The sequence below is a fragment of the Anaerococcus marasmi genome (assembly GCF_900290195.1).
Classification (GTDB): domain Bacteria; phylum Bacillota; class Clostridia; order Tissierellales; family Peptoniphilaceae; genus Anaerococcus; species Anaerococcus marasmi.
The window spans coordinates 1,457,272-1,479,794 of the sequence record NZ_OLMF01000004.1 but is presented as its reverse complement, the minus strand read 5'-3'; the positions used below and the strand labels follow the sequence as shown (position 1 = coordinate 1,479,794).

The 22,523-nt window shown below is 35.1% G+C and carries 24 protein-coding genes; 2 read left to right on the top strand and 22 right to left on the bottom strand.

Annotated features, from left to right (window positions below; genetic code table 11):
• Positions 1-187: 187 nt before the first annotated feature.
• The 17 genes from ftsH to mnmE form a co-directional block, all read right to left on the bottom strand.
• Positions 188-2,170 carry an ATP-dependent zinc metalloprotease FtsH gene (gene ftsH / locus C7D97_RS07605; RefSeq protein ID WP_105301463.1) on the bottom strand — a complete coding sequence of 661 codons (1,983 nt, stop codon included), beginning with the start codon at positions 2,168-2,170 and terminating at the stop codon, positions 188-190.
• On the bottom strand, positions 2,163-2,642 hold the full coding sequence (locus C7D97_RS07600; protein ID WP_105301462.1) for a MarR family winged helix-turn-helix transcriptional regulator: 480 nt from the start codon (positions 2,640-2,642) through the stop codon (positions 2,163-2,165). The genes ftsH and C7D97_RS07600 overlap by 8 nt, the downstream gene beginning before the upstream one ends.
• Before the next feature lie 116 nt (positions 2,643-2,758).
• Entirely contained in the window at positions 2,759-3,202 is a 444-nt protein-coding gene (locus C7D97_RS07595) for a GNAT family N-acetyltransferase (RefSeq protein ID WP_105301461.1), read from the bottom strand.
• 32 nt (positions 3,203-3,234) lie between these two features.
• Positions 3,235-4,098, bottom strand: coding sequence for an NAD(P)/FAD-dependent oxidoreductase (locus tag C7D97_RS07590; RefSeq protein ID WP_105301460.1), 864 nt, complete (start codon positions 4,096-4,098; stop codon positions 3,235-3,237).
• Entirely contained in the window at positions 4,098-4,400 is a 303-nt protein-coding gene (locus tag C7D97_RS07585; RefSeq protein WP_105301459.1) for a thioredoxin family protein, read from the bottom strand. Before C7D97_RS07585 ends, C7D97_RS07590 begins: the two co-directional genes overlap by 1 nt.
• A 1-nt stretch (position 4,401) precedes the next feature.
• The gene (locus C7D97_RS07580; RefSeq protein ID WP_240308897.1) at positions 4,402-4,953 is read right to left on the bottom strand and encodes a transcriptional regulator; all 552 of its coding nucleotides are present in this window, start codon (positions 4,951-4,953) and stop codon (positions 4,402-4,404) included.
• 47 nt (positions 4,954-5,000) lie between these two features.
• Entirely contained in the window at positions 5,001-6,392 is a 1,392-nt protein-coding gene (locus C7D97_RS07575; RefSeq protein WP_105301871.1) for a DUF1538 domain-containing protein, read from the bottom strand.
• Positions 6,393-6,453: 61 nt separating this feature from the next.
• Complete coding sequence (pta, locus tag C7D97_RS07570) at positions 6,454-7,437, bottom strand: phosphate acetyltransferase (RefSeq protein ID WP_105301457.1); 984 nt, start codon at positions 7,435-7,437, stop codon at positions 6,454-6,456.
• Positions 7,438-7,509: 72 nt separating this feature from the next.
• Entirely contained in the window at positions 7,510-7,977 is a 468-nt protein-coding gene (locus C7D97_RS07565) for a DUF4446 family protein (RefSeq protein WP_205408057.1), read from the bottom strand.
• Complete coding sequence (locus C7D97_RS07560) at positions 7,977-8,489, bottom strand: cyclodeaminase/cyclohydrolase family protein (RefSeq protein WP_105301455.1); 513 nt, start codon at positions 8,487-8,489, stop codon at positions 7,977-7,979. Before C7D97_RS07560 ends, C7D97_RS07565 begins: the two co-directional genes overlap by 1 nt.
• Positions 8,476-9,318, bottom strand: a complete 843-nt coding sequence (locus tag C7D97_RS07555) for a ParB/RepB/Spo0J family partition protein (protein ID WP_105301454.1) — start codon at positions 9,316-9,318, stop codon at positions 8,476-8,478. The genes C7D97_RS07560 and C7D97_RS07555 overlap by 14 nt, the downstream gene beginning before the upstream one ends.
• A 1-nt stretch (position 9,319) precedes the next feature.
• A complete protein-coding gene (locus C7D97_RS07550; RefSeq protein WP_105301453.1) occupies positions 9,320-10,156 on the bottom strand; it encodes a ParA family protein in 837 nt (278 codons plus the stop codon).
• The gene (locus C7D97_RS07545) at positions 10,137-11,342 is read right to left on the bottom strand and encodes a CinA family nicotinamide mononucleotide deamidase-related protein (protein ID WP_105301452.1); all 1,206 of its coding nucleotides are present in this window, start codon (positions 11,340-11,342) and stop codon (positions 10,137-10,139) included. The genes C7D97_RS07550 and C7D97_RS07545 overlap by 20 nt, the downstream gene beginning before the upstream one ends.
• A 96-nt stretch (positions 11,343-11,438) precedes the next feature.
• The gene (locus C7D97_RS07540) at positions 11,439-12,161 is read right to left on the bottom strand and encodes a CPBP family intramembrane glutamic endopeptidase (RefSeq protein WP_105301451.1); all 723 of its coding nucleotides are present in this window, start codon (positions 12,159-12,161) and stop codon (positions 11,439-11,441) included.
• 16 nt (positions 12,162-12,177) lie between these two features.
• Entirely contained in the window at positions 12,178-12,810 is a 633-nt protein-coding gene (rsmG, locus tag C7D97_RS07535; protein WP_105301450.1) for a 16S rRNA (guanine(527)-N(7))-methyltransferase RsmG, read from the bottom strand.
• On the bottom strand, positions 12,803-14,689 hold the full coding sequence (gene mnmG, locus C7D97_RS07530; RefSeq protein ID WP_105301449.1) for a tRNA uridine-5-carboxymethylaminomethyl(34) synthesis enzyme MnmG: 1,887 nt from the start codon (positions 14,687-14,689) through the stop codon (positions 12,803-12,805). The genes rsmG and mnmG overlap by 8 nt, the downstream gene beginning before the upstream one ends.
• Positions 14,679-16,037 carry a tRNA uridine-5-carboxymethylaminomethyl(34) synthesis GTPase MnmE gene (mnmE, locus tag C7D97_RS07525; protein ID WP_105301448.1) on the bottom strand — a complete coding sequence of 453 codons (1,359 nt, stop codon included), beginning with the start codon at positions 16,035-16,037 and terminating at the stop codon, positions 14,679-14,681. Before mnmE ends, mnmG begins: the two co-directional genes overlap by 11 nt.
• Positions 16,038-16,202: 165 nt before the next feature.
• Here mnmE and C7D97_RS07520 point away from each other — a divergent pair, with 165 nt between their 5' ends.
• The gene (locus C7D97_RS07520) at positions 16,203-17,897 is read left to right on the top strand and encodes a Na/Pi cotransporter family protein (RefSeq protein WP_105301447.1); all 1,695 of its coding nucleotides are present in this window, start codon (positions 16,203-16,205) and stop codon (positions 17,895-17,897) included.
• A 65-nt stretch (positions 17,898-17,962) separates the two neighbouring features.
• Here C7D97_RS07520 and jag read toward each other — a convergent pair whose 3' ends face one another.
• From jag to rpmH, 5 genes are all read right to left on the bottom strand, one after another.
• Positions 17,963-18,802: an RNA-binding cell elongation regulator Jag/EloR gene (gene jag, locus C7D97_RS07515; protein ID WP_105301446.1), complete on the bottom strand. Its 840-nt coding sequence runs from the start codon at positions 18,800-18,802 to the stop codon at positions 17,963-17,965.
• Entirely contained in the window at positions 18,783-19,520 is a 738-nt protein-coding gene (locus C7D97_RS07510; protein ID WP_105301445.1) for a YidC/Oxa1 family membrane protein insertase, read from the bottom strand. Before C7D97_RS07510 ends, jag begins: the two co-directional genes overlap by 20 nt.
• A 20-nt stretch (positions 19,521-19,540) precedes the next feature.
• Positions 19,541-19,756, bottom strand: coding sequence for a membrane protein insertion efficiency factor YidD (yidD, locus tag C7D97_RS07505; protein WP_105301444.1), 216 nt, complete (start codon positions 19,754-19,756; stop codon positions 19,541-19,543).
• Positions 19,746-20,096: a ribonuclease P protein component gene (gene rnpA / locus C7D97_RS07500; protein ID WP_105301443.1), complete on the bottom strand. Its 351-nt coding sequence runs from the start codon at positions 20,094-20,096 to the stop codon at positions 19,746-19,748. Before rnpA ends, yidD begins: the two co-directional genes overlap by 11 nt.
• 76 nt (positions 20,097-20,172) lie before the next feature.
• Positions 20,173-20,307 carry a 50S ribosomal protein L34 gene (gene rpmH, locus C7D97_RS07495; RefSeq protein WP_004836563.1) on the bottom strand — a complete coding sequence of 45 codons (135 nt, stop codon included), beginning with the start codon at positions 20,305-20,307 and terminating at the stop codon, positions 20,173-20,175.
• A gap of 712 nt (positions 20,308-21,019) precedes the next feature.
• Between rpmH and dnaA the strand changes: the two genes are divergently transcribed.
• On the top strand, positions 21,020-22,399 hold the full coding sequence (gene dnaA, locus C7D97_RS07490) for a chromosomal replication initiator protein DnaA (RefSeq protein ID WP_105301442.1): 1,380 nt from the start codon (positions 21,020-21,022) through the stop codon (positions 22,397-22,399).
• The last annotated feature ends 124 nt before the right edge of the window (positions 22,400-22,523 follow it).

Here is a 22,523-nt window from a genome sequence, read left to right as displayed (position 1 = left end):
AAGCTATGAATTTGACGAGTTTTCGGAAAATAAGTCTACTTGAGTATATGAATATAATTAAGATATAAGACAAAAAAAGAAAGCTTTTAGAAAATCTAAAAGATCATAAATTAAATAATCTTATATACATAGATAATTTGAATCCTTTCATAGAAAAAGCTCCAAGCAAAGCCTGGAGCCTAAAATCTTATTCTAAAGAATCCTCGTCTGATTCTTTCTTATCTTCACTTATATTCTCTTTTTCATCTTCTATAGATTCATCACTTTCATCATTATCTAGATTTTTGATATCTGTATTTTCTTTTATCTCACTTTCACTAGTATCTACTGCCTTCTTGTTTAGGATTTCCATAAATTGGTCGCCTGTTATGGTCTCCTCTTTTAGTAGGAAGTCTGATATTTCGTGAAGTTTGTCTATATTATCCTTAAGGATTTCTATAGCTCTCATATGAGCCTTTGCTATAATTTGGGCAACTTTTTCGTCAATCTTGTTACCTGTTCCATCAGACACTATCATAGATCTTTGGCCACCTAGGTATCTTCCTTGGATTTGTTCAAGTTGCATGAAGTCAAATTCATCATCCATTCCGTATATGGTGACCATATTTCTAGCCATGGCGGTAGCTCTTTCTATATCGTTTGAAGCTCCCGTTGTTTTGGTGTTAAAGATCAACTCTTCGGCAGACCTACCACCTGCAAAGGTAACTATCTCATCAAATAGCTCTTGTTTGGTCATGATATATTTTTCGTCCTTGTCTACAGTCATTGTATAACCTAGGGCTCCACCAGTTCTTGGCACTATGGTAATCTTGGTTACCGGAGTTTTTTGGGTTTGGATGGCTGCTACTAGGGCGTGTCCTACTTCGTGGTAGGCTATAATCTTCTTCTGATCATCGCTTATTACAGCGTTTTTCTTTTGTTGACCAGCTATTACTGTCTCGATTGATTCCTCGAGGTCTTCTTGGGTTAACTTGTTACGGCCTTCTCTTACAGCACGAAGGGCTCCTTCGTTTATAATGTTTGCAAGGTCAGCACCGCTTGTACCCGCAGTTCTTTTGGCGATTTCTTCATAGTCGATATCGTCTTCTCTTTTGATATTTTTGGCGTGAACTTTAAGGATGTCTTCACGACCTTTTAGGTCTGGTAGTTCTACTTGAACTTGCCTATCGAAACGACCTGGTCTTGTAAGGGCTGGGTCTAGGATTTCTGGTCTGTTGGTTGCTGCAAGAAGTACAACTCCTTCAGTCGCATCAAATCCATCCATCTCGTTTAGGAGTTGGTTTAGGGTTTGTTCACGTTCATCATTTCCAGAATATCCAGATACGTCACGCTTTTTACCTATAGCGTCTATCTCATCTATAAATACTATACAAGGTGCTTTTTCCTTAGCTTGTTTGAAAAGGTCACGGACCTTGCTTGCTCCCATACCTACGAACATTTCCACAAATTCTGATCCTGAAATTGAGAAAAATGGCACGTTGGCTTCACCTGCTACGGCTTGGGCCATTAGGGTCTTACCTGTTCCTGGAGGACCTACTAAAAGCACTCCCTTTGGAACCTTGGCTCCTATTTCCTTGTATTTTCCTGGGGTGTGGAGGAAGTCTACTATCTCACTAAGTGAGTCTTTGGCTTCTTCTTGACCTGCAACGTCCTTGAAGGTCTTTCCAGTCTTATTTTCTACATAGATCTTGGCGTTGGACTTACCGAAGTTCATGAAGTCTCCGCCGCCACGGCCTCCCATGGTCTTTGTAAGAGATCTTGAGGCAAAATAGAATATTACCCAAATGAAAACTAGAGGCAATATACTTGTCAAGAATAGTGAAAGATAAGGGTTCATTCTCGTTTCAATCTCTTGGGAGAATATTAACTTATCATTTCTTTCTTTTGCCTTAAGAAGTCTATCTGTAAGGTCTGTATCTTGCCATAGACCTGTTTCGTAGGCATTTTCATCACCATCTACCTTTGCCTTGAAGGTGTATTTTTGATCATCCTTAGATACTTCTGTAACTTGATCATTTTCGATCATTTCAACAAATTGGCTGTAGGATACTTCTTTTACATCTGCATCTTGTGCTATTGGATTTAGTGCAAATCGTATCACTACAAATAATACTATAGCAACCAACCAATAATATAATAGAGGTTTTTTGCTTGGATTTCTATTAGCCATCTAATCCACTCCTATATATATATTTATCGAGCAGTAATTCTAGAGCTTCTAGTTCATCAACTATGGTTTGTAAGTTTACATCTATTCCATCTTCCGGAATATCTTCCTTTATTTTTTGGAAGTAGTCATCTACCATTTTAGCTGCTTTTTCTCCATCTTTTGTAAGCATTACATTAACTACTCTCTCGTCTTCTTCACTTCTTACCCTATTTACAAAGCCTTGCTTTTCAAGTCTCTTGCAAATATTTGAAATATTACCTCCGGTTATGCCTATGGCCTTGCCGAGGCTACCGATAGATACTTCCTTGTCCCTATTAGAATAAAGTGTAATAATCATCTTTAGCTGAAGAGGGGTGATACTTAGTTCATTTGCAGTATCTTGAAGTAATAGATCGATTTTATGTGAAATTTCTCTAATCATAGAGAATATAGAATTATTAAATTCAAAAAAATCTATATGTTTTGTTGCCATATCTCCTCCTAATGTACTATATTATTATTTTACATATAAGTTAAATTTTTTCAATAAAACTTATTTATGCTTTACATATAATTCATACATATTTCAATAATTCGAAGATTTATGGCCTAATCATAGTACCTTTTCATCCAAATATGTTCGATTCCACCATCATCAAAAACTTCTCCCTCTCTTTTGAAACCAAAGGAAGCATAATAGTCAGAGACATATACTTGAGCATTTATTCTAACTTCTTTGGCATCGAGTTCTTTGTCTATATATTCCATAACTTCCGAAAGAAGTTTTCTGGCTAGGGATTTTCCCCTGAAATCCCTGTGGGTTACTACTCTTGATATTTGATATATTTTGTTTTTTTCATCGATCTTATGTATTCTCATATAACAAACTAAGGAATATCCTTCTTTGATAAAGGCATGATCTGCAATGTAATCCATAGCATCGAGATTTCTCATATCCATTGATTGTTCATGGATAAATATATCGTTTCTTAGTTGGGCTATTTGGTATATTTCATCTTTTTCTAGTTCTTCGAATTTCTTTATTTCAACCATAGGATTCCTTTCTTTATAATTTCTAATATTTTCTATTTAGACTTTATTTTTGTAATATACCTTACTGCTTCTAGGCTTGCAATTTGCCCTTGACCAACTGCCTTCATTATTTGATATGGACTTCCTGTAACATCTCCTGCTGCGAAGAGACCAGCTATATTAGTTGCCATATTAGAGTCTACATCTATGTGATTATCCTTCATCTTTAGAGATGGAACTAGTCTTTGGGCCTTGGACGAATCTTTTATGATGAAAAATCCGTCTGCCTCTATCTTTTTACCAGACTTAAATTCCAAAACTTTTGCCCTATCATCTCCAGTAAATCCTAGAGGAACTTCTCCTTCTATTAGATTTATAGAAGGGTCTAGGTCGATATCATCCTTATACATATTGACAAAGCTAAGCTTATCTACTATTTCTGCCGTAAAATTTGCTTCCTCAACACTTTCTTCATTATAGCCTATAAGAACTACTTCCTTTCCCTTATATAAGGCTGCATCACAGGTTGCACAATAGCTTACCCCCTTAGCAAAAAATTCCTCTTCTCCTGCTAGATCCTTTGTTTGATCCATACCTGTTGCTACTATCACAGCAGTTGATTCAACCATCTCTCCTGACTTAAGCATAAGAGCATGGTAGTCTCCCATGGCATAGACAGTTTGTATCCTGTCATTACTAAAATTTATTTCATAATCTTTAAGAGAGTCCTTGAATCTTTTGTTTAGCTCACTTCCTCTTATATCCCTAAAGCCTAGATAGTTTTTAATGGATTCTGTTTTAGTAAGCTTAGGAGAGTCCTTTCCAAAGATTATTACAGACTTGTTTCTAATTTTTGCATTTAAAGCGGCGCTAAGCCCTGCTGGACCTGCGCCGATTATTGCTAGATCATATCTCATCACTTATATTGTTCCATTTTTTCTACTATAACTTCTCTAGATTGGAAGCCTACTAGGGTATCTTTTAGGACTCCATCTTTGAAAATCATAAGAGAAGGAACAGCATTTACATTGTATTGGCCTGCTATATCTTCTGACTCATCGACGTCTACGTTATATATTGTATAATCACTCTCAAGTCCCTCGAGAACTGGTCCTTGCATCTTACATGGTCCACACCATGTAGCTGAAAAGTCTACAAGCATTAGACCCTTTCCGTTTTCTACTTCTGTTCTAAATTCATTAGAGTTTAATCTTTTCATATTATCTCCTTTGTTCTACTAATCCTGAAACTTCACTTACAGGTAGAGAATATATTATTCCCTTTCCTTCCTTGTCAAGCTCCATCTCCTTATATATCTTACCCCTAATAGTATCTTCTAATTCTTTTTTTATTAGCATTATTACTATATCTTTTTCAGGTTCTATATTCATATTCAAAAATATAGGGCTTTTAACATTTTCTGCAGATCCTCTCCCATGGACAAGAGTTGCTCCACGCGCTCCGTTATCTTGGGCGATATGGACTGCTCTTTGACCCTCGTGTCTATCTACTATTACATATAGACATACATAATCCATCATATAATCCTTTCTGTCAAGCGACGTTGCAAAAGCAATACCTGTATTTACATCTTTTAATTTATCTTTAATTTTATCAAATAAAACGTCTGTTTTCTTCTCATCGAATAAGGCTGTTACTATTTCTTTTTTTGTCTTGTCTATGTGAAGTTTGCTCAAAATTTCATTAGGGGCAGCTCCTTCTCCATAAAAGCAGGATATTCCAAAGGCTCCTTCATCTTTTAGAACTTTCATGAAATGGCTTCCTTTACCCCTCGGTAAAATTATTCTTATATATTGCATCATCTTTCTCCCTTAAATAAAGCTCCTAATATCATTATAGTTATTACAGGCATCATAGCTACAAAGGCTATTACTCCGAAGCCATCAGCTATATTTCCAGCAACTCCTTGGCAGAAGGCTAGGATAAAGGTCGCTGTCATTGGTCCTGATGCCACTCCCCCTGAGTCAAAAGCTATTCCTACAAAGATTTTAGGAACTTTCCTGGAAAGGATTAAGGATATCAAAAACCCTGGTACTATGACCATCCAAAGAGCAAATCCTTCGATTTTGATTCTAAAGATAGCAAGCATCACTGCAAAGGCTACTCCTATGGATAGGGCTCTTAGGATAAGCTTTCTAGGAATAGAACCTCCCGTAACATCTTCGACCTGTTCGGATAGAACCGCTACTGCAGGCTCTGCAAGAACTACCAAAAGACCCAATACAAAGGCTATTAGTGGAAGGAGTTTTGAATCAGATAGGGCTTTTCCCATAACTCTTGCAAGCTCCATAAATCCTCCCTCAACAGATGTTAGAAAGAGTATTAGTCCTATGTAGCTATAAATTAGTCCTATAGATATTTCCTTAATTTCTTCTTTACTAATCTTAAAATATTTATAGTTCATTAGGTAAAATACAAGAGTAATTGGAATTATAGCAAAGGAAGCGTTGGTAATTCCGCTTAGTAAGGCTGAGCTGTGCCCTGCTTCTGCAATTTCCACATTTGTATTTCCAATTGATAAACTCATCAAAATTCCTGCTATAATGGGTCCAGCTGAAGCAATCCCTACAAGTCCAAATGAATCGTCTTCTGACATATCACCCTTTAGGGAGCTAACCCCTAGTCCCAAGGATATGATAAAGGGGGTGGTCATTGCTCCTGTAGTAGCCCCTGATGCGTCAAAAGCGATGGCATGGCCAAAGTTATCAGCAAATATCATCAATACAAATATAAGAGAATATATCCATATCATTAAGCTCGATAGTTTAATCTCCTTAAATATTCTGAAAAGCCCAATAGAAATCATAATCCCAACACCAAGGGAAATTATCATAACTATAACTTGAGGAGAAAGTCCAACTGCACTGGTTATTTCATTGGCAAGTATCAAAAGATCCGGTTCTGCAACAGATATTATAAATCCAATAAATACACCAAAAATAATGACTGCAATAATAGAATTAAATCTTGCGAGAAACTCTCCCATCATTGTTCCTGTTTTTGATATAGACATCTCCACGCCTGTCAAGAATACCGCTAGTCCCAAAATTACGCCAGCACATCCCAAAAGAAAATTAACTAGTAATTTACTCTCTACTCCTACAAAGAAGTTAAGGATTAAAACTAGAAGGGCTAATGGAACGACTGCCTTCGCATTATTTTTTATTTCTTCAAAAAATATATTACTCACCTCATTTTTTTTAAAAGAAAAAGAGGCAATCAAACGACTGTCTCTTCTTCATAATAGCCTATTAATTTAAAGCTTGGGATGCTGTAATAATTGCTATTTCGTACACGTCTTCTTCAGAACAACCTCTTGAAAGGTCGTTTACTGGTGCGTTAAGACCTTGTAGTATTGGACCTAATGCCTTGTATCCACCAAGTCTTTGTGCTATCTTATATCCAATATTTCCTGCTTGTAGATCTGGGAAGATGAATACATTACACTTACCAGCTACTTCAGATTTTGGAGCCTTTTGAGCTGCTGTTTTTGGATCGATTGCTGCATCGAATTGGATTTCACCTTCAACCCTTAGGTCTGGATCAAGCTCTAAAGCTCTTTGTTTAGCCTTAGCTACCTTTGTAGCTAGATCGTGGTGAGCTGAACCGTGAGTTGAAAATGATAATAATGCTACATATGGGTCCATACCAAAAGATTCAGCACTTTTTGCAGTTTCAACTGCTACTTCTGCAAGCTCATCAGATTCTAGAGTAATATTTACAGCTGTATCTGCAAATACCAATTGGTTTCCATCTGGTCCAATCATTACCATAACGCCTGATACTCTATTTACACCAGGTTTTGTTCTAATAATTTGAAGGGCTGGTCTAATAGTATCTCCTGTAGTATGAACCGCACCAGATACCATTCCGTCGGCATAGCCTGCCTTAACTAACAAAACTCCGAAATAGTTTACATTTGTTCTAAGTAAGAATTCAGCTTCTTCTTTTGAAGTCTTACCTTTTCTTACTTCAACGAAAACATCAACTAATTTATCGAAATCTTCGAAGTATTGTGGGTTTATGATTTGTAAATCTCCAAGTTTTAGACCTTCTTTATCAGCAGTTTTTTGGATTTCTCCTTGATCTCCCAAAACTATTGGTGTAAGAAGTCCTTCTTCCTTATGTCTTAAAGCAGCAGCTAGAACTCTTGGATCGCTACCTTCTGGTAAAACGATTTTTAAATTCTTACCTTCTATGGTCTTTCTTGCATTTTCTAGTATACCTTTTGGCATTTAGTCCTCCTATTTTTGTTTCTATATTATAACTATACCCATTAAATTTCAAACGTAAGCTTAGTTATTTTATTAACTTTTTGCTTTATTTAAAGCTTCTAGCTCATTAGTGGCTAGGTCCTTTTCGCTTGCTCCGTTAACAATTTCCTTAAGGTAAACTGTGGAGCCTTCGTTTGAATAAAGACTGGTCAGAACTATACCATTATGAAAATTATCAAGCAAACATAGGCTAAAAGATAAACTTCCAGTCTGTCCATCGAAAGCATCGAAGCTTACCACAGCCATATTGCTTACGGCACCCATAGTAGTATCTTTAGCTTCGATTGCCCTTTGATCTATTGTTCTAATTTCCTTATTAGAATTTTCTATTCTTTCATTGATTGAAACTAAAAGTTCTTCTAAGTTAACATCTGTGTTATTTCCTCTTAAAAGGTGGTCATACCTTTGCTTTTGCCTTCTTATCCTATTATTCATCGACATAATAAAGGCAAATTCAACCACAACTAAGACGAATAATATCCCTATAAATACTCCTGTCATTATTTCCTTCCTTCGATAATTTCAACATTTTTTTGATACAAATTCTCACACTTTTCTAAAAAATAGTCATAATCATAAATCTCTTCTGTATATTTAAGATTAACTTCAATAGTAGGCATGGCAGATCTTATAGCTTCTTTTAAAAGACTGTTTGCTATAATACCATCAGATAGATTCTTTCCCCTAAGAAGAATATCGGAAAATTGTTCTAAGGCCTTAAGAGAAATATCCACCATCTCGATTTGAGGTCTGGCCGCTTCAATAAAGTATTTTTCTTCAAAGTTCTTTTTCTTTATCTCAGCTATTAATTTCTTGGTTGCGTCAACATCTTCTTGAATAAGTTCTGTAAGCCTTTCACTAATATATGTTTCACATGAAACATCTCCCATCATATTAATGAGATTGACTGCCATATTAGCCACAAGTATTACAACAGCTCCTCCTCCTGGGTTCGGTCTCATATTTTTGATCTCTGTAAGGAGCCTTTCTACACTCATGTCAACTATCTTCATCGCCTAGTCTCCAATAAATGTTTTCTATATCATCAACTGTGAAACAATCTATTATCAATTTGTAGGTCTTGCCAGTTTTGTCTATTTTTACCTTAGAGCCTACTTTTTCCATAAACTTTTCTTCATAATCCTCTAAAAGAATCTTGTCTATGTCACTCAGACCATCTGCTTTTTCCTTTCTTTTCCCCTTATTTTTAATTTTTTCTGCGTCTCTTACATTTAATTTTTTGTTTATAAAACCATCGAGAGCTTTCTTTCGTTCATCTTGATCCTTTATAGATAGGAGGGTCCTAGCTTGAGAAGCAGAAATTTTCCTATCAGCCAAGGCTTCCGTTTCATCCTTGTTTAACTTTAGTAGTCTTACAGAGTTCGCTATATAAGATCTAGATTTACCCATAGACTTTGCTATTTCTTCCTGGGTCATGGAAAAATCATCAATGAGCTTCTTATAAGCTTCTGCCTCCTCAAGTGCACTTAGATCCTCTCTTTGAATATTTTCTACTAAGGAGAGGATATCAATATCCTTTTGATCGAAATTCCTAACTATAGCGTCGATTTTCTTAAGTCCAGCCTTGATACTTGCCCTATACCTTCTCTCACCTGCTATTATTTCGTATTTACCATTATTTTTACTTAATACAATAGGATTTAGGAGGCCGTATTCTTTTATGGACTCAGCAAGTTCTTCAATATTTTCAAAATTTTTCCTAGGCTGATCACGCCTGGCTTCTATCAAATCTATATCTATTTTTTCTATGCTTGTTATATCTTCTTCCACTTCAGGTATGAGAGCCGATAGGCCTCTGCCTAAGGTTTTTCTTCCTGTCATCTTATTCACCTATCAATTCTTGGGCGAGCATTTTATAAGCTGTCGCACCCTTTGACCTTTCTTCATATTCTAAGACAGACTTACCGTATGAAGGAGCCTCAGCGAGTCTTACATTTCTTGGAATCATCGTCTTAAATACCTTGTTTTTAAAATATGATTTAACTTCTTCTACTACTTCATAGGATAAATTTGTCCTCTTATCGAACATAGTTAAAAGTACCCCTTCTATCTCAAGATCCTTATTTAAGGAATCCTTGACTAGCTTGTAAGTATTCATCAATTCACTTACTCCTTCTAGGGCGTAATATTCTGTCTGAATAGGAATTATTATAGAGTCACTAGCAACAAGAGCATTGATTGATAGAAGTCCCAAACTTGGCGGACAATCGATTAATATGAAGTCATACTCTTCCTCTAGCTTTCCTATTATTTCCTTTAAGACTTCTGTCCTTGAAACTGGATCTAGATTTACAAGCTCAACTTCAAGACCTGATAGAGAAGACTCGGAATTAATAAGAAGTACTCCTGATTCAGTTTCTTTTATATATTTAGAAAAATCAATTCTCTTTTTATCTTCTGGTATAGTTTTTTTATCTTCTTCGTTTTCTTCTAATTCTTCATTCTCTTCTTTTTCATTCTTACCATCTAAAATCTCATTAAATAAGTCATAAACTGAATCTCCCTCTTTATCAACCCCCAATCCTGTGGTTGTATTGGCCTGAGGATCCATATCTATTACAAGGACTTTTTTTCCTTCTTTTACCAAGGCTACCGAAAGATTTACTACGCTAGTAGTTTTTCCTACTCCGCCTTTTTGATTAAATATTGATACTATCATACTTACCTCTCATTAAAGTTATAGCTAAATCAATCGCCCTATTTTTCGCTCTCAATCTAACCCTATTTCTATCACCTTTGAAATTATATTCCTTAAGGACATACTCTCCCTTATATAAAACTCCTACAAAAACTTTGCCAAGATGGGCATAGCCGGTTGTGGCTATAGTAAGTTCTGCTTTAGTTCTTTTAAAAAGTCCATCAAGCATTTCCTTTAGGACTTCCCTACTTACTACATCATAAGTCTCGATTGTTTCATATGAAACATTTAGCAAATCATGTTTAGAAGAATTAGCATAGGTGATATAACTTTCCTTGATAACATCACTTGCTCCATCAATATCTATTATAGAGCTTGCTATTAAACCTCCAGTAAAAGATTCTGCAGTTGAAACAAACTCTTTTCTTTCTCTAAGTATATCTATTAGAACTTCCTCTTTTCTCTTATCTTCGAAAGTTATTACATAATCTCCTAGAGATTTTTCCACCTGGTTTATCCCCTTAGTTAAAAGTTCATCAACTTCTGCTTCACTTTTTCCGCTTGCAGTTATCCTCAATATACATCCATTATCAGTTGCATAGGGGCTTATGGTAGGATTTTTCCCTGAAAGGTCTACCCTGCTTGCCATATCCCATTCGCCAAGAAAGGCTGTCTTTGCTGTGACAGATTTTATAAAAGAATCTTTCATGATGTGTTTTACGACTTCTTTATCAAACATATAAGTCATTTCATTAGGTGGACCTGGTAAGAGTACAAATTTAGTCTTACCAGAATCAATAATACAACCTGGTGCTGTTCCTTTTGGATTTTTAAGTATTATGGCATCTTCAGGAAATATTGCCTGTTTTTTGTTAATTTCTATAGCCTTGTCGTCTTTAGAAAAATATTCTTCCAAGGCTTTTAGCGACTCCTCATCTACAATTAGCTTGTCTTTTTGGGCGACTTTCATCACTACTTCTTTGGTTATATCATCCTCGGTTGGACCAAGTCCCCCTGTTATAAAGACATAATCATAAAAATCTTCTTTTAGGACTTTTTCAAGTCTATCGAAGTTATCTCCGACAGTTATCATCTTATAAACATTGATTCCCATGTCTTTAAGATGGCTTGCTATGTATTGTGAATTCGTATCTACTATATTTCCTAATAAAATTTCAGTTCCCACTGAACAAATTAAAGCTTGCATCTTTACTCCTTTTTCTATCTTATATTCTACCACAAAAAAAGCTCTTTAAAAAAGAGCCCAATGTAAAAGCAAATTAGCTATCGTGTTTTTATCAATTTATTCTTTTCTAAAGTCCATCAAAAACTTAATGGCAAAGCCTATAGCTATAATACAAATTATACCTAAAACTTCGTTGTAGACCGGAAATACAGCTACCAGATTATTCACCATATGGACCAAAATAACTTCCTTTATGTTCCTTCTATAATAATATATATATCCTAGAACTAAACCTATGAATAAGGTGTTAAGTCCTTGGATTAAATTTAGGTGATAGATAGCGAAAGTAAGGGCGGTAATTATTATCTTTGCCTTAGGGCTTTTTTTAACTTCTGCAAAGAGTATTCCCCTAAACAAATACTCTTCAAGAATAGGGGCTAATAATACTACACTTAGAATCATCAAGGCATACTCGTAGTTATTCGAAAAGGATAAGGCCTGATTTAAGGTCTCTATTACATTATTAATATAAGGATTACTCTCAAAAAGCTTCATTATAATAGTGACCAATATATTTCCAAAGCCAGCTAGACCTAGTCCTATTGTTACTAGCTTATAAGCATCCTTATTTAGGCTTTTAGTCTTTATATATTCTTCATTATATTCCTCTTTATACTTATCAGTCCTTTTCCTTACAAAGATAGCTACAAGTATTAACTTAGTCGCTTGCGTTATTATTAGATAGTAGAGGGGTTGGACTTCTCCTAGGATAAATCCTGAAAGAACCCCGACTCCTATATCATAAAGTATATTTATTATTAGAAAAATTACTGCTATCATAGTTTCACATGAAACATCATAGGGGAGATTTCTTTGGTAAGTTTTTCCCTCTTGGATATTTCTTCTTAGTTCTCCTTATCTTTTCTACTACTATGTTTACTCTCTCATTGCCGTCCAAATCAAATCTATCTAGCTTTTTAACTTTGCCGCCTAGAATATCTATGGCATTTTGAGCATCTTCTAATTCTTCATCTGCCCTAGGTCCCTTAAGAGCTATGAAAATCCCACCTACTTTAAGCATAGGAAGGCAATATTCTGAAAGGGTCGCCATGTTTGCCACAGCTCTCGAAACTACAACATCATAAGTCTCTCTTTCCTCTTTTGCGAAGTCTTCTGCCCTAGTGTGGATTGCCCTGGCATTTGTAAGTCCTAATTTATCTATAACTTCGTTCATAAACTTTACTTTTTTGTTGACAGAATCAATGAGAGTGAGGTCAATATCCTTTTCAATCTTTAGAGGAATTCCAGGAAATCCGGCTCCAGCTCCTATGTCTAGGACCCTGTCTCCTTCTTTAATATAGTCAAGTACTGTGAGTGAATCCTTAAAATGTTTAGTCTCAATTTTACTGGGATCTGTTATAGCCGTGAGATTAGTGTGACTATTTACCTCTAATAAATAATCCATATATATTTTATAAGCCTTATCCATCTAACTCTCCTGTCTTAAGTCTGATTAATAGGACATTGATGTCTGCTGGAGAAACTCCTGAAATTCTAGAAGCTTGACCAATAGATTCTGGTTGAATATCATTTAGTTTCTCAGCCGATTCTTTTTTTAGACCAGGAATCTTGAAATAATCAATATTCTTCCTTAGCTTCTTACCCTCTAGCTTCTTGAACTTATCTATATCTGCCATTTGTTTTTTGATATAGCCTTCATATTTTATTTCTGTTTGAGCTTGTATTTGTTGAAACTTCGGTAGCTTTGGTCTTTCTGGATCGAACACCTCTAACATTTTATAATCCAACTCAGGTCTTTTTAATAGGTCATGGAGACTCATTCCATTATTTAAAGGAGTAGTTCCTAAATCTTCTAGTTTTTTGTTAGTTTCTTCTTTTGGAGTGAGCATAACAGTTTTAAGTCTTTCTATCTCCTTATCAATAGCAGACCTTTTCTCGACCATCTTTTGATATCTCTCTTCACTTACTAGTCCTATCTTGTAGGCCCTTTCTGTAAGTCTCTGGTCGGCATTGTCTTGTCTCATAGTTAATCTATATTCACATCTAGAAGTCATCATCCTATATGGCTCTTGGGTGCCTTCTGTAACCAAGTCATCTATTAGAACTCCTATATAGCCATCAGACCTATCTAGGATAAAGGGATCTTCTCCCTTTATTTTAAGGGCAGCATTTATTCCAGCTATTAGACCTTGACCAGCTGCCTCTTCGTAACCACTAGATCCATTGATTTGTCCTGCAAAATATAGGCCCTCATAATCTTTTGATTCCAAAGTTCTATAGAGATTTCTAGTATCTATCATGTCGTATTCGATAGCATAAGCTGGTCTCATAATTTTGACATCCTCAAGCCCTATTATAGTTTTATAAAAATCAAATTGAACTTCTTGAGGTAAGGATGAAGATACTCCTTGGACATACATCTCATCTGTAGTAAGTCCTTCTGGTTCAATGAAAACTTGGTGGATATCTCTATCAGGAAATCTTACCATCTTATCTTCGATAGAAGGGCAATATCTAGGTCCTACGCCCTTGATATGTCCCCCATAGATAGGTGACCTATCGAGATTATCCATTATTATTTGTTTTGTCTCAGGTCTTGTATAGGTTAGATAGCAATTTTCCTGGTGCCTATCTGAGAAATCACTGCCCTCATTAAGGAAAGAAAAAGGAATTATCTCATCGTCTCCCTTTTGAATTTCGGTTTTCTCTAGATGAAGACTTTTTCTATCGACCCTGGCAGGAGTTCCTGTCTTGAATCTTCTAAGCTTAAAGCCCATCTCTTCTAATGAATCAGAAAGGAAAGTAGCAGCTGAAAGACCATGTGGACCAGATACTTTTTCATATTCCCCTATGAGGATTTTTCCGTTAAGATATGTTCCTGTACAAATTATAAGAGACTTTGTTTCAAATATGGCTCCCTCGACTGTTTCACATGAAACAATTTTTCCATCCTCATAGTTAATCTTGTCAACCTCTTGTTCAAATATGTCAACTTCTGCCTCTAGAGTCTTTTTCATCTCTTCGTGATAGAGCCTCTTATCTGCCTGGACACGTAGAGAGTGAACAGCTGGCCCCTTGCTCGTATTAAGCATCCTAGATTGGATAAAAGTCTTATCAATATTTAAGGCCATTTGACCACCCATGGCATCAATTTCTCTAACAATATGCCCTTTGCCAGTCCCACCTATATTGGGATTACATGGCATATCTGCTATTGATTCCATGCTAGTTGTAAGAATTAGGGTCTTAAGTCCAAGTCTTGATGCGGCAAGAGATGCTTCACAACCAGCATGACCGGCTCCTACCACTACTACGTCGTAGCTTCCTGCTTTATATTTATTTTCCAACGCAAAACTCCTTAAATACTTTATCCATTATTTCATCCGAAACAGATTCACCTATGATAAGGCCCAAATCGTCATATGCTCCTCTTAGATCAACCTCACAAGCATCAAGTGGAATTCCTCTTTTTATATCTTTTAATGAGTCGTTTAGCTTTTTAGAGGCTTCTTTCAGGAGTCTTTCGTGACGAGTATTGGTTATTAGAACCGACTCTCTTTTTATATCTTTGGTATTGAACATTCCGGTAATAGCTTCTTCCAGCTTATCTATTCCTTCGTCCTTGGCCATAGAAGTCCTTATAGTTACTTGATCGAAATCATAAGTGAATTTATCTTCAAGGTCAGCCTTGTTTAGGATAATAATAGCATTTCTTCCTTCGATTAAGTCTAGGATTTTCTCATCTTCTCTATCGAAAGTCCTCGATGTATCAAAAATTGCAATAATTAAATCAGATTCATCAATAAGTTCTATAGACTTGTCCACTCCAATTTTCTCTACCAAGTCATCAGTCTCCCTAATGCCTGCCGTATCATTGATTTTTAAGGTAAAATCACCAAAAGAAATATATTCTGTAATGAGGTCTCTTGTAGTACCTGGAACATCAGTTACTATAGCGCGATTTTCCTTTAGCAATTTGTTTAATAAGGAAGATTTCCCTACATTTGGTTTACCTATAATGGTTGTGTTTATTCCATCTCTTAATATTTTTCCTTTATTAGAAGTGTTTAAAAGCTTTTCTATTGTAGTTTTAGCTTTTACCATATAGGAAATTATCTCATCCGGTGATAGGTCTTCGCCATCTTCTGTAAAATTAATAGAATATTCTAATCTTGATAGGGCTTCCAATAGGTCCTGTCTTATAGATAAAATCTTTTCTCTAATAGATCCTTGTAATTGATGTATACTTTCTTTCTGGCTTAGCTCATTGGTGGAATTTATTATATCCAAGACAGCCTCTGCCTGTGATAAGTCTATTCTTCCATTGAGGAAGGCTCTTTTAGTAAATTCTCCTGCTTCTGCCATATCACATCCTTCATCTAACAAGAGATTTAAGATTTTTTTGACAGATACAAAAGATCCGTGGCAGTTAATCTCACAAATATCTTCTCTAGTATAGGTAAATGGTCCATTCATAAAGCAGACCATCACCTCATCGATTGTCTCGCCTTTCCTGTCTTTAATAACTCCATAGCGCATCTTTCGATTATCCTTATCTTTGTCAAGTCCCTTTCCGTTAATAGGGCAAAATAGTCGACTAATAATATCAAAAGACTTACTTCCACTCATCCTGACTATGGATATGCCACCAGTCCCGGATGGAGTAGATATTGCAGCAATTGTTCTTTCTTCCATAATTACTCCTTTAAATATACACTACTTTGACTAGTGGTTTGTAACATAAGAATTATAGTGGAAAATCCTGATTTGTCAATATTTACAAGATTATATGAAAATTTTGTAGAAAAATTTCCTCCTATATGATATATTAGATACATAATAATATTATTTGGAGGGATTATGCAACTACAATCATTAAGCTCTCTACAATGGAATCTCATAGCAGGAGGTCTGGCCATATTCCTATTCGGTATATCCCTAATGGGAGATGCCCTTACAAATTTTGCAGGCCCTAAGCTAAGAGGATATGTAGAGAAATACACTTCCAATCCGATAATGGGAGTTTTAGTTGGTATAGTCATAACTGGTTTAATCCAATCCTCATCAGCGACGACAGTTATAGCCATAAGTTTTGTTAGAGCAGGAGTTATGAGCCTCGAACAGGCTATAGGTGTCATTTTGGGTGCAAATATTGGTACAACCGTTACATCTATATTAATCGGTTTCGACTTAGGATATCTATCGTATTTCATCGCCCTAGTAGGTGTACTTATTACGATGTTTTCAGCAAAAAGAAGAAATAAATATATCGGAGAAATTCTAGTAGGATTTGGCCTACTATTTATAGGACTTGAAATGATGGGATCATCCCTATCAGAATTAAGTAATATAGATGGATTTGAAAAAGTCGTAGCAAATATGGCCAAAAACCCAATACTAGCAGTAATAGTAGGAGCAGGCCTTACAGCCTTGATCCAATCATCTTCAGCCTTTATTGGTATAACTCAGTCCTTATTTGCTTCAGGGGCCATAGATTTAAAGCTTGCCCTAGCATTAATGTTTGGCGCAAATATAGGTACATGTATAACGGCTATCTTAGCCTCCCTTGGTGGATCCCTTTCAGCTAGAAGAACTTCCACCTTCCATGTGCTATTTAATGTGCTAATATCAGTAATATTTTTGATTTTCTTAGATCCTTACGAAAGCCTAGTAAGAACAATAGCGGATTTCTTGGGAACAAACAAGTTAATGACAATAGCAGTGGGTCATTTTACCTTTAACTTTGTAGGTATGATCTTATTCCTACCTCTTACCAAATACGTAGGTAAGTTATTAAGAAAGCTTATCCCTGGTAAGGATTCTATATTCTCTGACCTTGGTGATATAGAGCTAGATGATAAGTTGATAGAAACTTTCCCTATAGCCGCTCTTGATCAGATAAAGTCTGCAATACTTAAAGAATCTAAGGTTGCCTTAGAGACAATAAAGCAAACTAAGCTTTATTTATTGGAAAAAGACAGAAAATATCTAGAAACAGCTAATCAGGCAGAATCTATTGTAAACGATATGGATACCAAAATCCAAGCCTATCTTTTGGCTATAGCCCAAAACTCTGGACCAATGGACTTGGAAGTTGAAGTACAAAACTACTTGCAGATACAGATAAATGTAGAAAGAGTCTCAGATCTTGCTCAAAATTTGGGTGAGTACTACGAAGAAATTTATGAATCTGGAGCAAGTTATAATGACGAAGCCTTATCAGATTTGGAAGACATATATGATCTAGTAATCAACAACTTTGTTAATGCTATAGAAGTTTTTGATAGCAAAGATCAATCAATATTTAGTAGGCTTGGAGAAGATGAGGCATCTCTTGACCTTATGGAGACCACACTAAGAAAGGCTCACTACAAGAGACTCGCCAATGGTGAAGATATGACAAGCATTGCTTCATATGTATTTAACGATATCTTATCAACCATGGAAAGAACCGGAGACCATGCATATAACATCGCAAGACTAACCATGGATCCCGTTAAGGTTCACACAGATAACCATTCAAAATTCGAAGAAGTTTCACATGAAACATTTTAAAATTTAAGCCGGGTTAACCGGCTTATTTTTTTGCAAAATAAAAAAGCCTGTGAAAGGTCACAAGCTTATTCTACATAGTCAACTACAACATATCTTTTAGGATCATTTCCTTCTGAGTGACTTGATACATTTGGATGTTTGCTTATCTCCTCGTGCGCAAGTCTTCTCTCATAGGAATTCATATATCTTAAGTTCCAAGATTTCTTACTTCTTTGAACTTTCCTAGCAGTATCTGCTGAAAGATCTATTATTTTCTCATCTCTTCTCTTCTTGTATGAGTTGATATCAATATTAATTCTAACATTGTTTCTTCTTGAATCTATGGCTTTTCTAATTATAAGTTCAATCGCATTTAAGGTAGAACCAGCCTTGCCTATAGCAATTCCTGTATCTTTTTCCGAAACCTTAGCTTCAAGCTTTATGATGTTATCTTCAAGATTTCCTATAACTGTAACATCTTCAAAATGCATAGCTAAAAGAATTTTCTCTAAGAGGTCTTTTGCCTCATAAAACTTATCTATATCTGCCTTTTGTTTAGCTCTTCCGTAATCAACTGGCTCTGTCTTTTCTTCTTCTACTTCTACTTCTTCTACTTCTTCTTTGTTTTCTGTAACTTCAGAAAATTCTTCTTTATTGTCTATGATTTCTTCTTCGCTATCGTCTTCATTTGCTGTAAATTTAGTATCTTCGATCTCTCTTTCAAGATTAGAGAGAGCTTCTTTGATATCTTCTTCGTAGCTAACTCTTACTACTGCATCCTTATTTCCAATAAGACCTAAAAATCCAGTAGATTCTTCCTCAATAATCTCAACTTCTACTTCATTTCGACTCTTACCAATTTCTTCTAGAGCAAGCTCTATAGCCTTCTCTTTTGTTTTGGCGCTTTTAATTATTGACTTTTTCATTTTCTAACTCCGTTTTTTTATTTCTCATTGAAAAATGCATTATAACCATTATTACTAATCTAAATAAAGAACTTAGGGTGTAATATAGTGGCAAACCAGCAGGAAGGCCCTTAAATACAAAGAAATACATCAAAGGCATGAGTAAAAGCATGTTATTCATTCCTCCCATTGCCCCTCCTGCTTGTTGCATTTGTGGATTGGTCTTCATTGAGAAAAGTTGTACACCAACTTGGGATAAAGATGTAAGTAGTGGTAAACCGAACCAATATGGATCTTTTTTAAGTAGGTCTGGTACCCAGTAGAAATTGGTTCTGATATTATCAAGGCCTTCTGGGAATACATATCTAGTTGTGTCGCTCATCATTCTAAACAATCCAAAAAGTATAAGGATTTGGATTATCATTACAAGACAACCAGAAAGACCAGGAGTAACTCCTTCTTCCTTATATAGTTCTTGCATCTTTTGTTGCATGATTTGTTGGTCGTAGCCATATTTTTTCTGGATTTCTTCCATCTTTGGTTTGAAAACCTTAGTTCTTTCAGCTTGTTTTTGTTGGCTAACGGTCATTGGTATAATTAAAAGACTCACAAGCAAAGTCATTATTACTATCGCTATGGCATAAAAACTAACATTTGTAGGTTCTGTGAAATTCGCCGCGAGATAATCATATATCCATCTCATAAGCTGACCTAAAATGCCGGCTATAAACTTAATCATATAAACTCCATCTATTTTATTTAATCTACTGGATCATATCCACCCTTAGAGAATGGATTGCATCTTAATATTCTCCAAAAAGACTTGATAAACGCTTTCAAAAACCCGTATTTTCTGAAAGCTTCCAGTGCGTATTGGGAACAAGTCGGGTGGAACTTGCACTTGGAAGGTCCTAATTGGGGAGAAATAAACTTTTGATAAAACTTAATAAGTCTTATAAACAATCTATTTACCATAATAGACTATCTTTTTCTTAAAAGCCTTACTCAAAACATGACCCAAGGATTTTTTTAATTTGTCGTAAGTAAAATCTGTCGTATGTTTCTTAGGAATAATTACTATATCTACTCCATTTATAGAAGCATAATTAAGCCTAAGAATCTCTCTTAACTTCCTTTTTAGTGAATTTCTTTGGTTGGCCTTGCCGATTTTTTTGCTAATAGTAATTCCAAATCTAGGATGGTCTAGGCCGTTGTTTTTAATAAGTATAGTGAAATCCCTATTATAGAAAGCTTTGTTTTTCTTGTATACTCTTTGAAAATCTAAATCTTTTCTTAAACTAATTCTTTTTTCCATATTAAAAATCTAAAATACATATAAACAAGAGCCTTAAAAAAGGCCCTCTCTCTAATCTATATATTACTATTTTAGCCTAAGCAGATAATCTTTTTCTGTTTTTTCTTCTTCTAGCTTTAAGCACTCTTCTACCGCCTGGGCTTGACATTCTTTTTCTAAAGCCGTGATCTTTAGATCTCTTTCTTCTATTTGGTTGATAAGTTCTCTTCATGCTTACACCTCCTACTCTTTTTTTGACTCATACTATTATATTGAAATAAAGCTAATCTGTCAAGATATATAGGCAAAAAATATTCTATTAATTTTCCATATATGTAGATGAATTTACCTATACATAATATATTCATTAAACCTTTGGATAAATAATCATTTAATAGGGATAATCTCGTATAAATTTGCATTGTGGATAAATTTGGGGAAAGAATATTTTTACACAAGTTGTAAACAGAAAACTCTTGTGAATAAAATTTAAAAACCATCGATTATCTATTTTATTCTTGGCTTAAATCAGTGCATTCTAAAAAAAGTATGAAGAAATTTAAATAAATACACAGACTTATCCACATATCCACTATAATTTCCGACTTTTCAAAAGTGCGAAAATAAGTTTTCCCAAAAATATAATAAAAAATGTGGATAAGTTGATTAAATCGCTTGATTATAGTATAATTAGCTGTGTAAAAGTATATGTAAAACTATGTTTTTTGCAATAATTTAACATTTTTATGTGGATAAAATCCAAGCTGACAAGATTTTTCTTAGGATTTGTCCCTATAAAGCCTAAAATTTAGCAAAAAGAATTATCAACATCAAAGTTATCCACAAGTTATCCTATTTTTGGGGATAAGTTAATTTTTCTTGCTTAACTTTTAATATTTTAAGCTTCATCCCTTGTGCATAACTTTAGAAGGAAGGTAGTATGGATGACGAATCTAGAATACATTACAGATGAATTAAAAAATGAAATGAAAATGCATGTTACCGATACTCAACAATTCGATACATGGATTAGCATTCTGAAACCCTTAAATTTATATAACGAGACCCTATATCTAGAAGTTCCAAAAAAGGACACCCTCTTTATCTACGATAAAATCTGGATTCCTCAACTTCAGATCGCTCTTGATAATATAAAAGACAAGACAGGAAAGGACCTTAAGGTTTCTGTAATTGCAAAAGATTCCGATAATTATAATAAGGTAATAACACTCGGAAAAGACTATGATCCAAATGGCCAGATGCGAATAAGTAAGGTAAATTCATTTCCAAGACCTCAACTAGAAGAAGAGAATATTTTCGCAAACTTCGTGGAAGGTAAGTCAAACCAATACGCACTCGGCGTTAGCCAAGCTGTAGCAGAAAATATTTCAAATAAGTCCCAAGCAAGACTTTACAATCCCTTATTTATATATGGAGAAAGTGGTCTAGGTAAAACCCACCTGATGCAAGCAATTGCCCACGAGATCTTAGATAATAGGGATGATGCCTATGTAATGTATCTATCAAGTGAAAAGTTTACAAATGAGATGATATCAGCACTTAGATCAACTAAAAACGAGAAGTTCAGAGAAAAGTATAGGTCAGTTGATATCCTTCTTATAGATGATATCCAATTCATTGCTGGAAAAGAAGGTACCCAGGAGGAATTCTTCCATACCTTTAACGACCTCTATAATACAGGCAAGCAAATAGTAATATCATCTGATAGACCACCAAAGGAAATTAAACATTTAGAAAATAGGTTAATATCAAGGTTTTCTTGGGGAATTATAGTCGATATTGGAAAGCCTGACTTTGAAACAAGAGTTGCAATACTACAGAAAAAACTCGACCAGTTAGGCGCCTATATAGATAATAATATTCTCTTTTATATAGCGGAAAATATAGATACAAATATTAGAGATCTCGAAGGAGCCTTATCTACCGCCATTGCCTATGCCAAAAGCGATAATAGAGAAGTGGTAACCATGGAAGATGCCATAAAGGGAGTTGCTACTAGAGTAAAGGATAAGAAGAAACGCGTAGGCATAGATGATATACAAAAGTTTGTGGCTGATAAATATGGAATCAAATTATCTGATATAAAGGGAAAATCAAGGAAAAAAGAAATAGTAAATCCTAGACAAATAGCCATGTTCCTATCAAGAGAAATATTAGAAGATTCACTAGTAACAATATCCAACGCCTTTGACAGAGATCATACGACTGTCATGCATGGGATCGATAAAATTCAAAAACAAATTGATGAAGACGATAACTTCAAAGATGAAATAGAATCTCTTTTGAAGGAGATAACAGAGTAGATTGTTTATAAGCCTGTGGATAAGTTTGTTGATAAGTCAAAAGTTTTTATCTTCGATTTTCATCCTGTGGAAAGTGTGGAAAACTAAGGCTTTTATCCTTTAATTATGCCCAAGTTATCAATAG

Excerpts from the sequence above, each read along its gene's own strand:
- ftsH (WP_105301463.1), bottom strand. The coding sequence starts at position 2,170 with ATGGCTAATAGAAATCCAAGCAAAAAACCTCTATTATATTATTGGTTG.
- C7D97_RS07600 (WP_105301462.1), bottom strand. The coding sequence starts at position 2,642 with ATGGCAACAAAACATATAGATTTTTTTGAATTTAATAATTCTATATTC.
- C7D97_RS07595 (WP_105301461.1), bottom strand. The coding sequence starts at position 3,202 with ATGGTTGAAATAAAGAAATTCGAAGAACTAGAAAAAGATGAAATATAC.
- C7D97_RS07590 (WP_105301460.1), bottom strand. The coding sequence starts at position 4,098 with ATGAGATATGATCTAGCAATAATCGGCGCAGGTCCAGCAGGGCTTAGC.
- C7D97_RS07585 (WP_105301459.1), bottom strand. The coding sequence starts at position 4,400 with ATGAAAAGATTAAACTCTAATGAATTTAGAACAGAAGTAGAAAACGGA.
- C7D97_RS07580 (WP_240308897.1), bottom strand. The coding sequence starts at position 4,953 with ATGAAAGTTCTAAAAGATGAAGGAGCCTTTGGAATATCCTGCTTTTAT.
- pta (WP_105301457.1), bottom strand. The coding sequence starts at position 7,437 with ATGCCAAAAGGTATACTAGAAAATGCAAGAAAGACCATAGAAGGTAAG.
- C7D97_RS07565 (WP_205408057.1), bottom strand. The coding sequence starts at position 7,977 with ATGACAGGAGTATTTATAGGGATATTATTCGTCTTAGTTGTGGTTGAA.
- C7D97_RS07560 (WP_105301455.1), bottom strand. The coding sequence starts at position 8,489 with ATGAAGATAGTTGACATGAGTGTAGAAAGGCTCCTTACAGAGATCAAA.
- C7D97_RS07555 (WP_105301454.1), bottom strand. The coding sequence starts at position 9,318 with ATGACAGGAAGAAAAACCTTAGGCAGAGGCCTATCGGCTCTCATACCT.
- C7D97_RS07550 (WP_105301453.1), bottom strand. The coding sequence starts at position 10,156 with ATGATAGTATCAATATTTAATCAAAAAGGCGGAGTAGGAAAAACTACT.
- C7D97_RS07545 (WP_105301452.1), bottom strand. The coding sequence starts at position 11,342 with ATGCAAGCTTTAATTTGTTCAGTGGGAACTGAAATTTTATTAGGAAAT.
- C7D97_RS07540 (WP_105301451.1), bottom strand. The coding sequence starts at position 12,161 with ATGATAGCAGTAATTTTTCTAATAATAAATATACTTTATGATATAGGA.
- rsmG (WP_105301450.1), bottom strand. The coding sequence starts at position 12,810 with ATGGATAAGGCTTATAAAATATATATGGATTATTTATTAGAGGTAAAT.
- mnmE (WP_105301448.1), bottom strand. The coding sequence starts at position 16,037 with ATGGAAGAAAGAACAATTGCTGCAATATCTACTCCATCCGGGACTGGT.
- C7D97_RS07520 (WP_105301447.1), top strand. The coding sequence starts at position 16,203 with ATGCAACTACAATCATTAAGCTCTCTACAATGGAATCTCATAGCAGGA.
- jag (WP_105301446.1), bottom strand. The coding sequence starts at position 18,802 with ATGAAAAAGTCAATAATTAAAAGCGCCAAAACAAAAGAGAAGGCTATA.
- C7D97_RS07510 (WP_105301445.1), bottom strand. The coding sequence starts at position 19,520 with ATGATTAAGTTTATAGCCGGCATTTTAGGTCAGCTTATGAGATGGATA.
- yidD (WP_105301444.1), bottom strand. The coding sequence starts at position 19,756 with ATGGTAAATAGATTGTTTATAAGACTTATTAAGTTTTATCAAAAGTTT.
- rnpA (WP_105301443.1), bottom strand. The coding sequence starts at position 20,096 with ATGGAAAAAAGAATTAGTTTAAGAAAAGATTTAGATTTTCAAAGAGTA.
- rpmH (WP_004836563.1), bottom strand. The coding sequence starts at position 20,307 with ATGAAGAGAACTTATCAACCAAATAGAAGAAAGAGATCTAAAGATCAC.
- dnaA (WP_105301442.1), top strand. The coding sequence starts at position 21,020 with ATGACGAATCTAGAATACATTACAGATGAATTAAAAAATGAAATGAAA.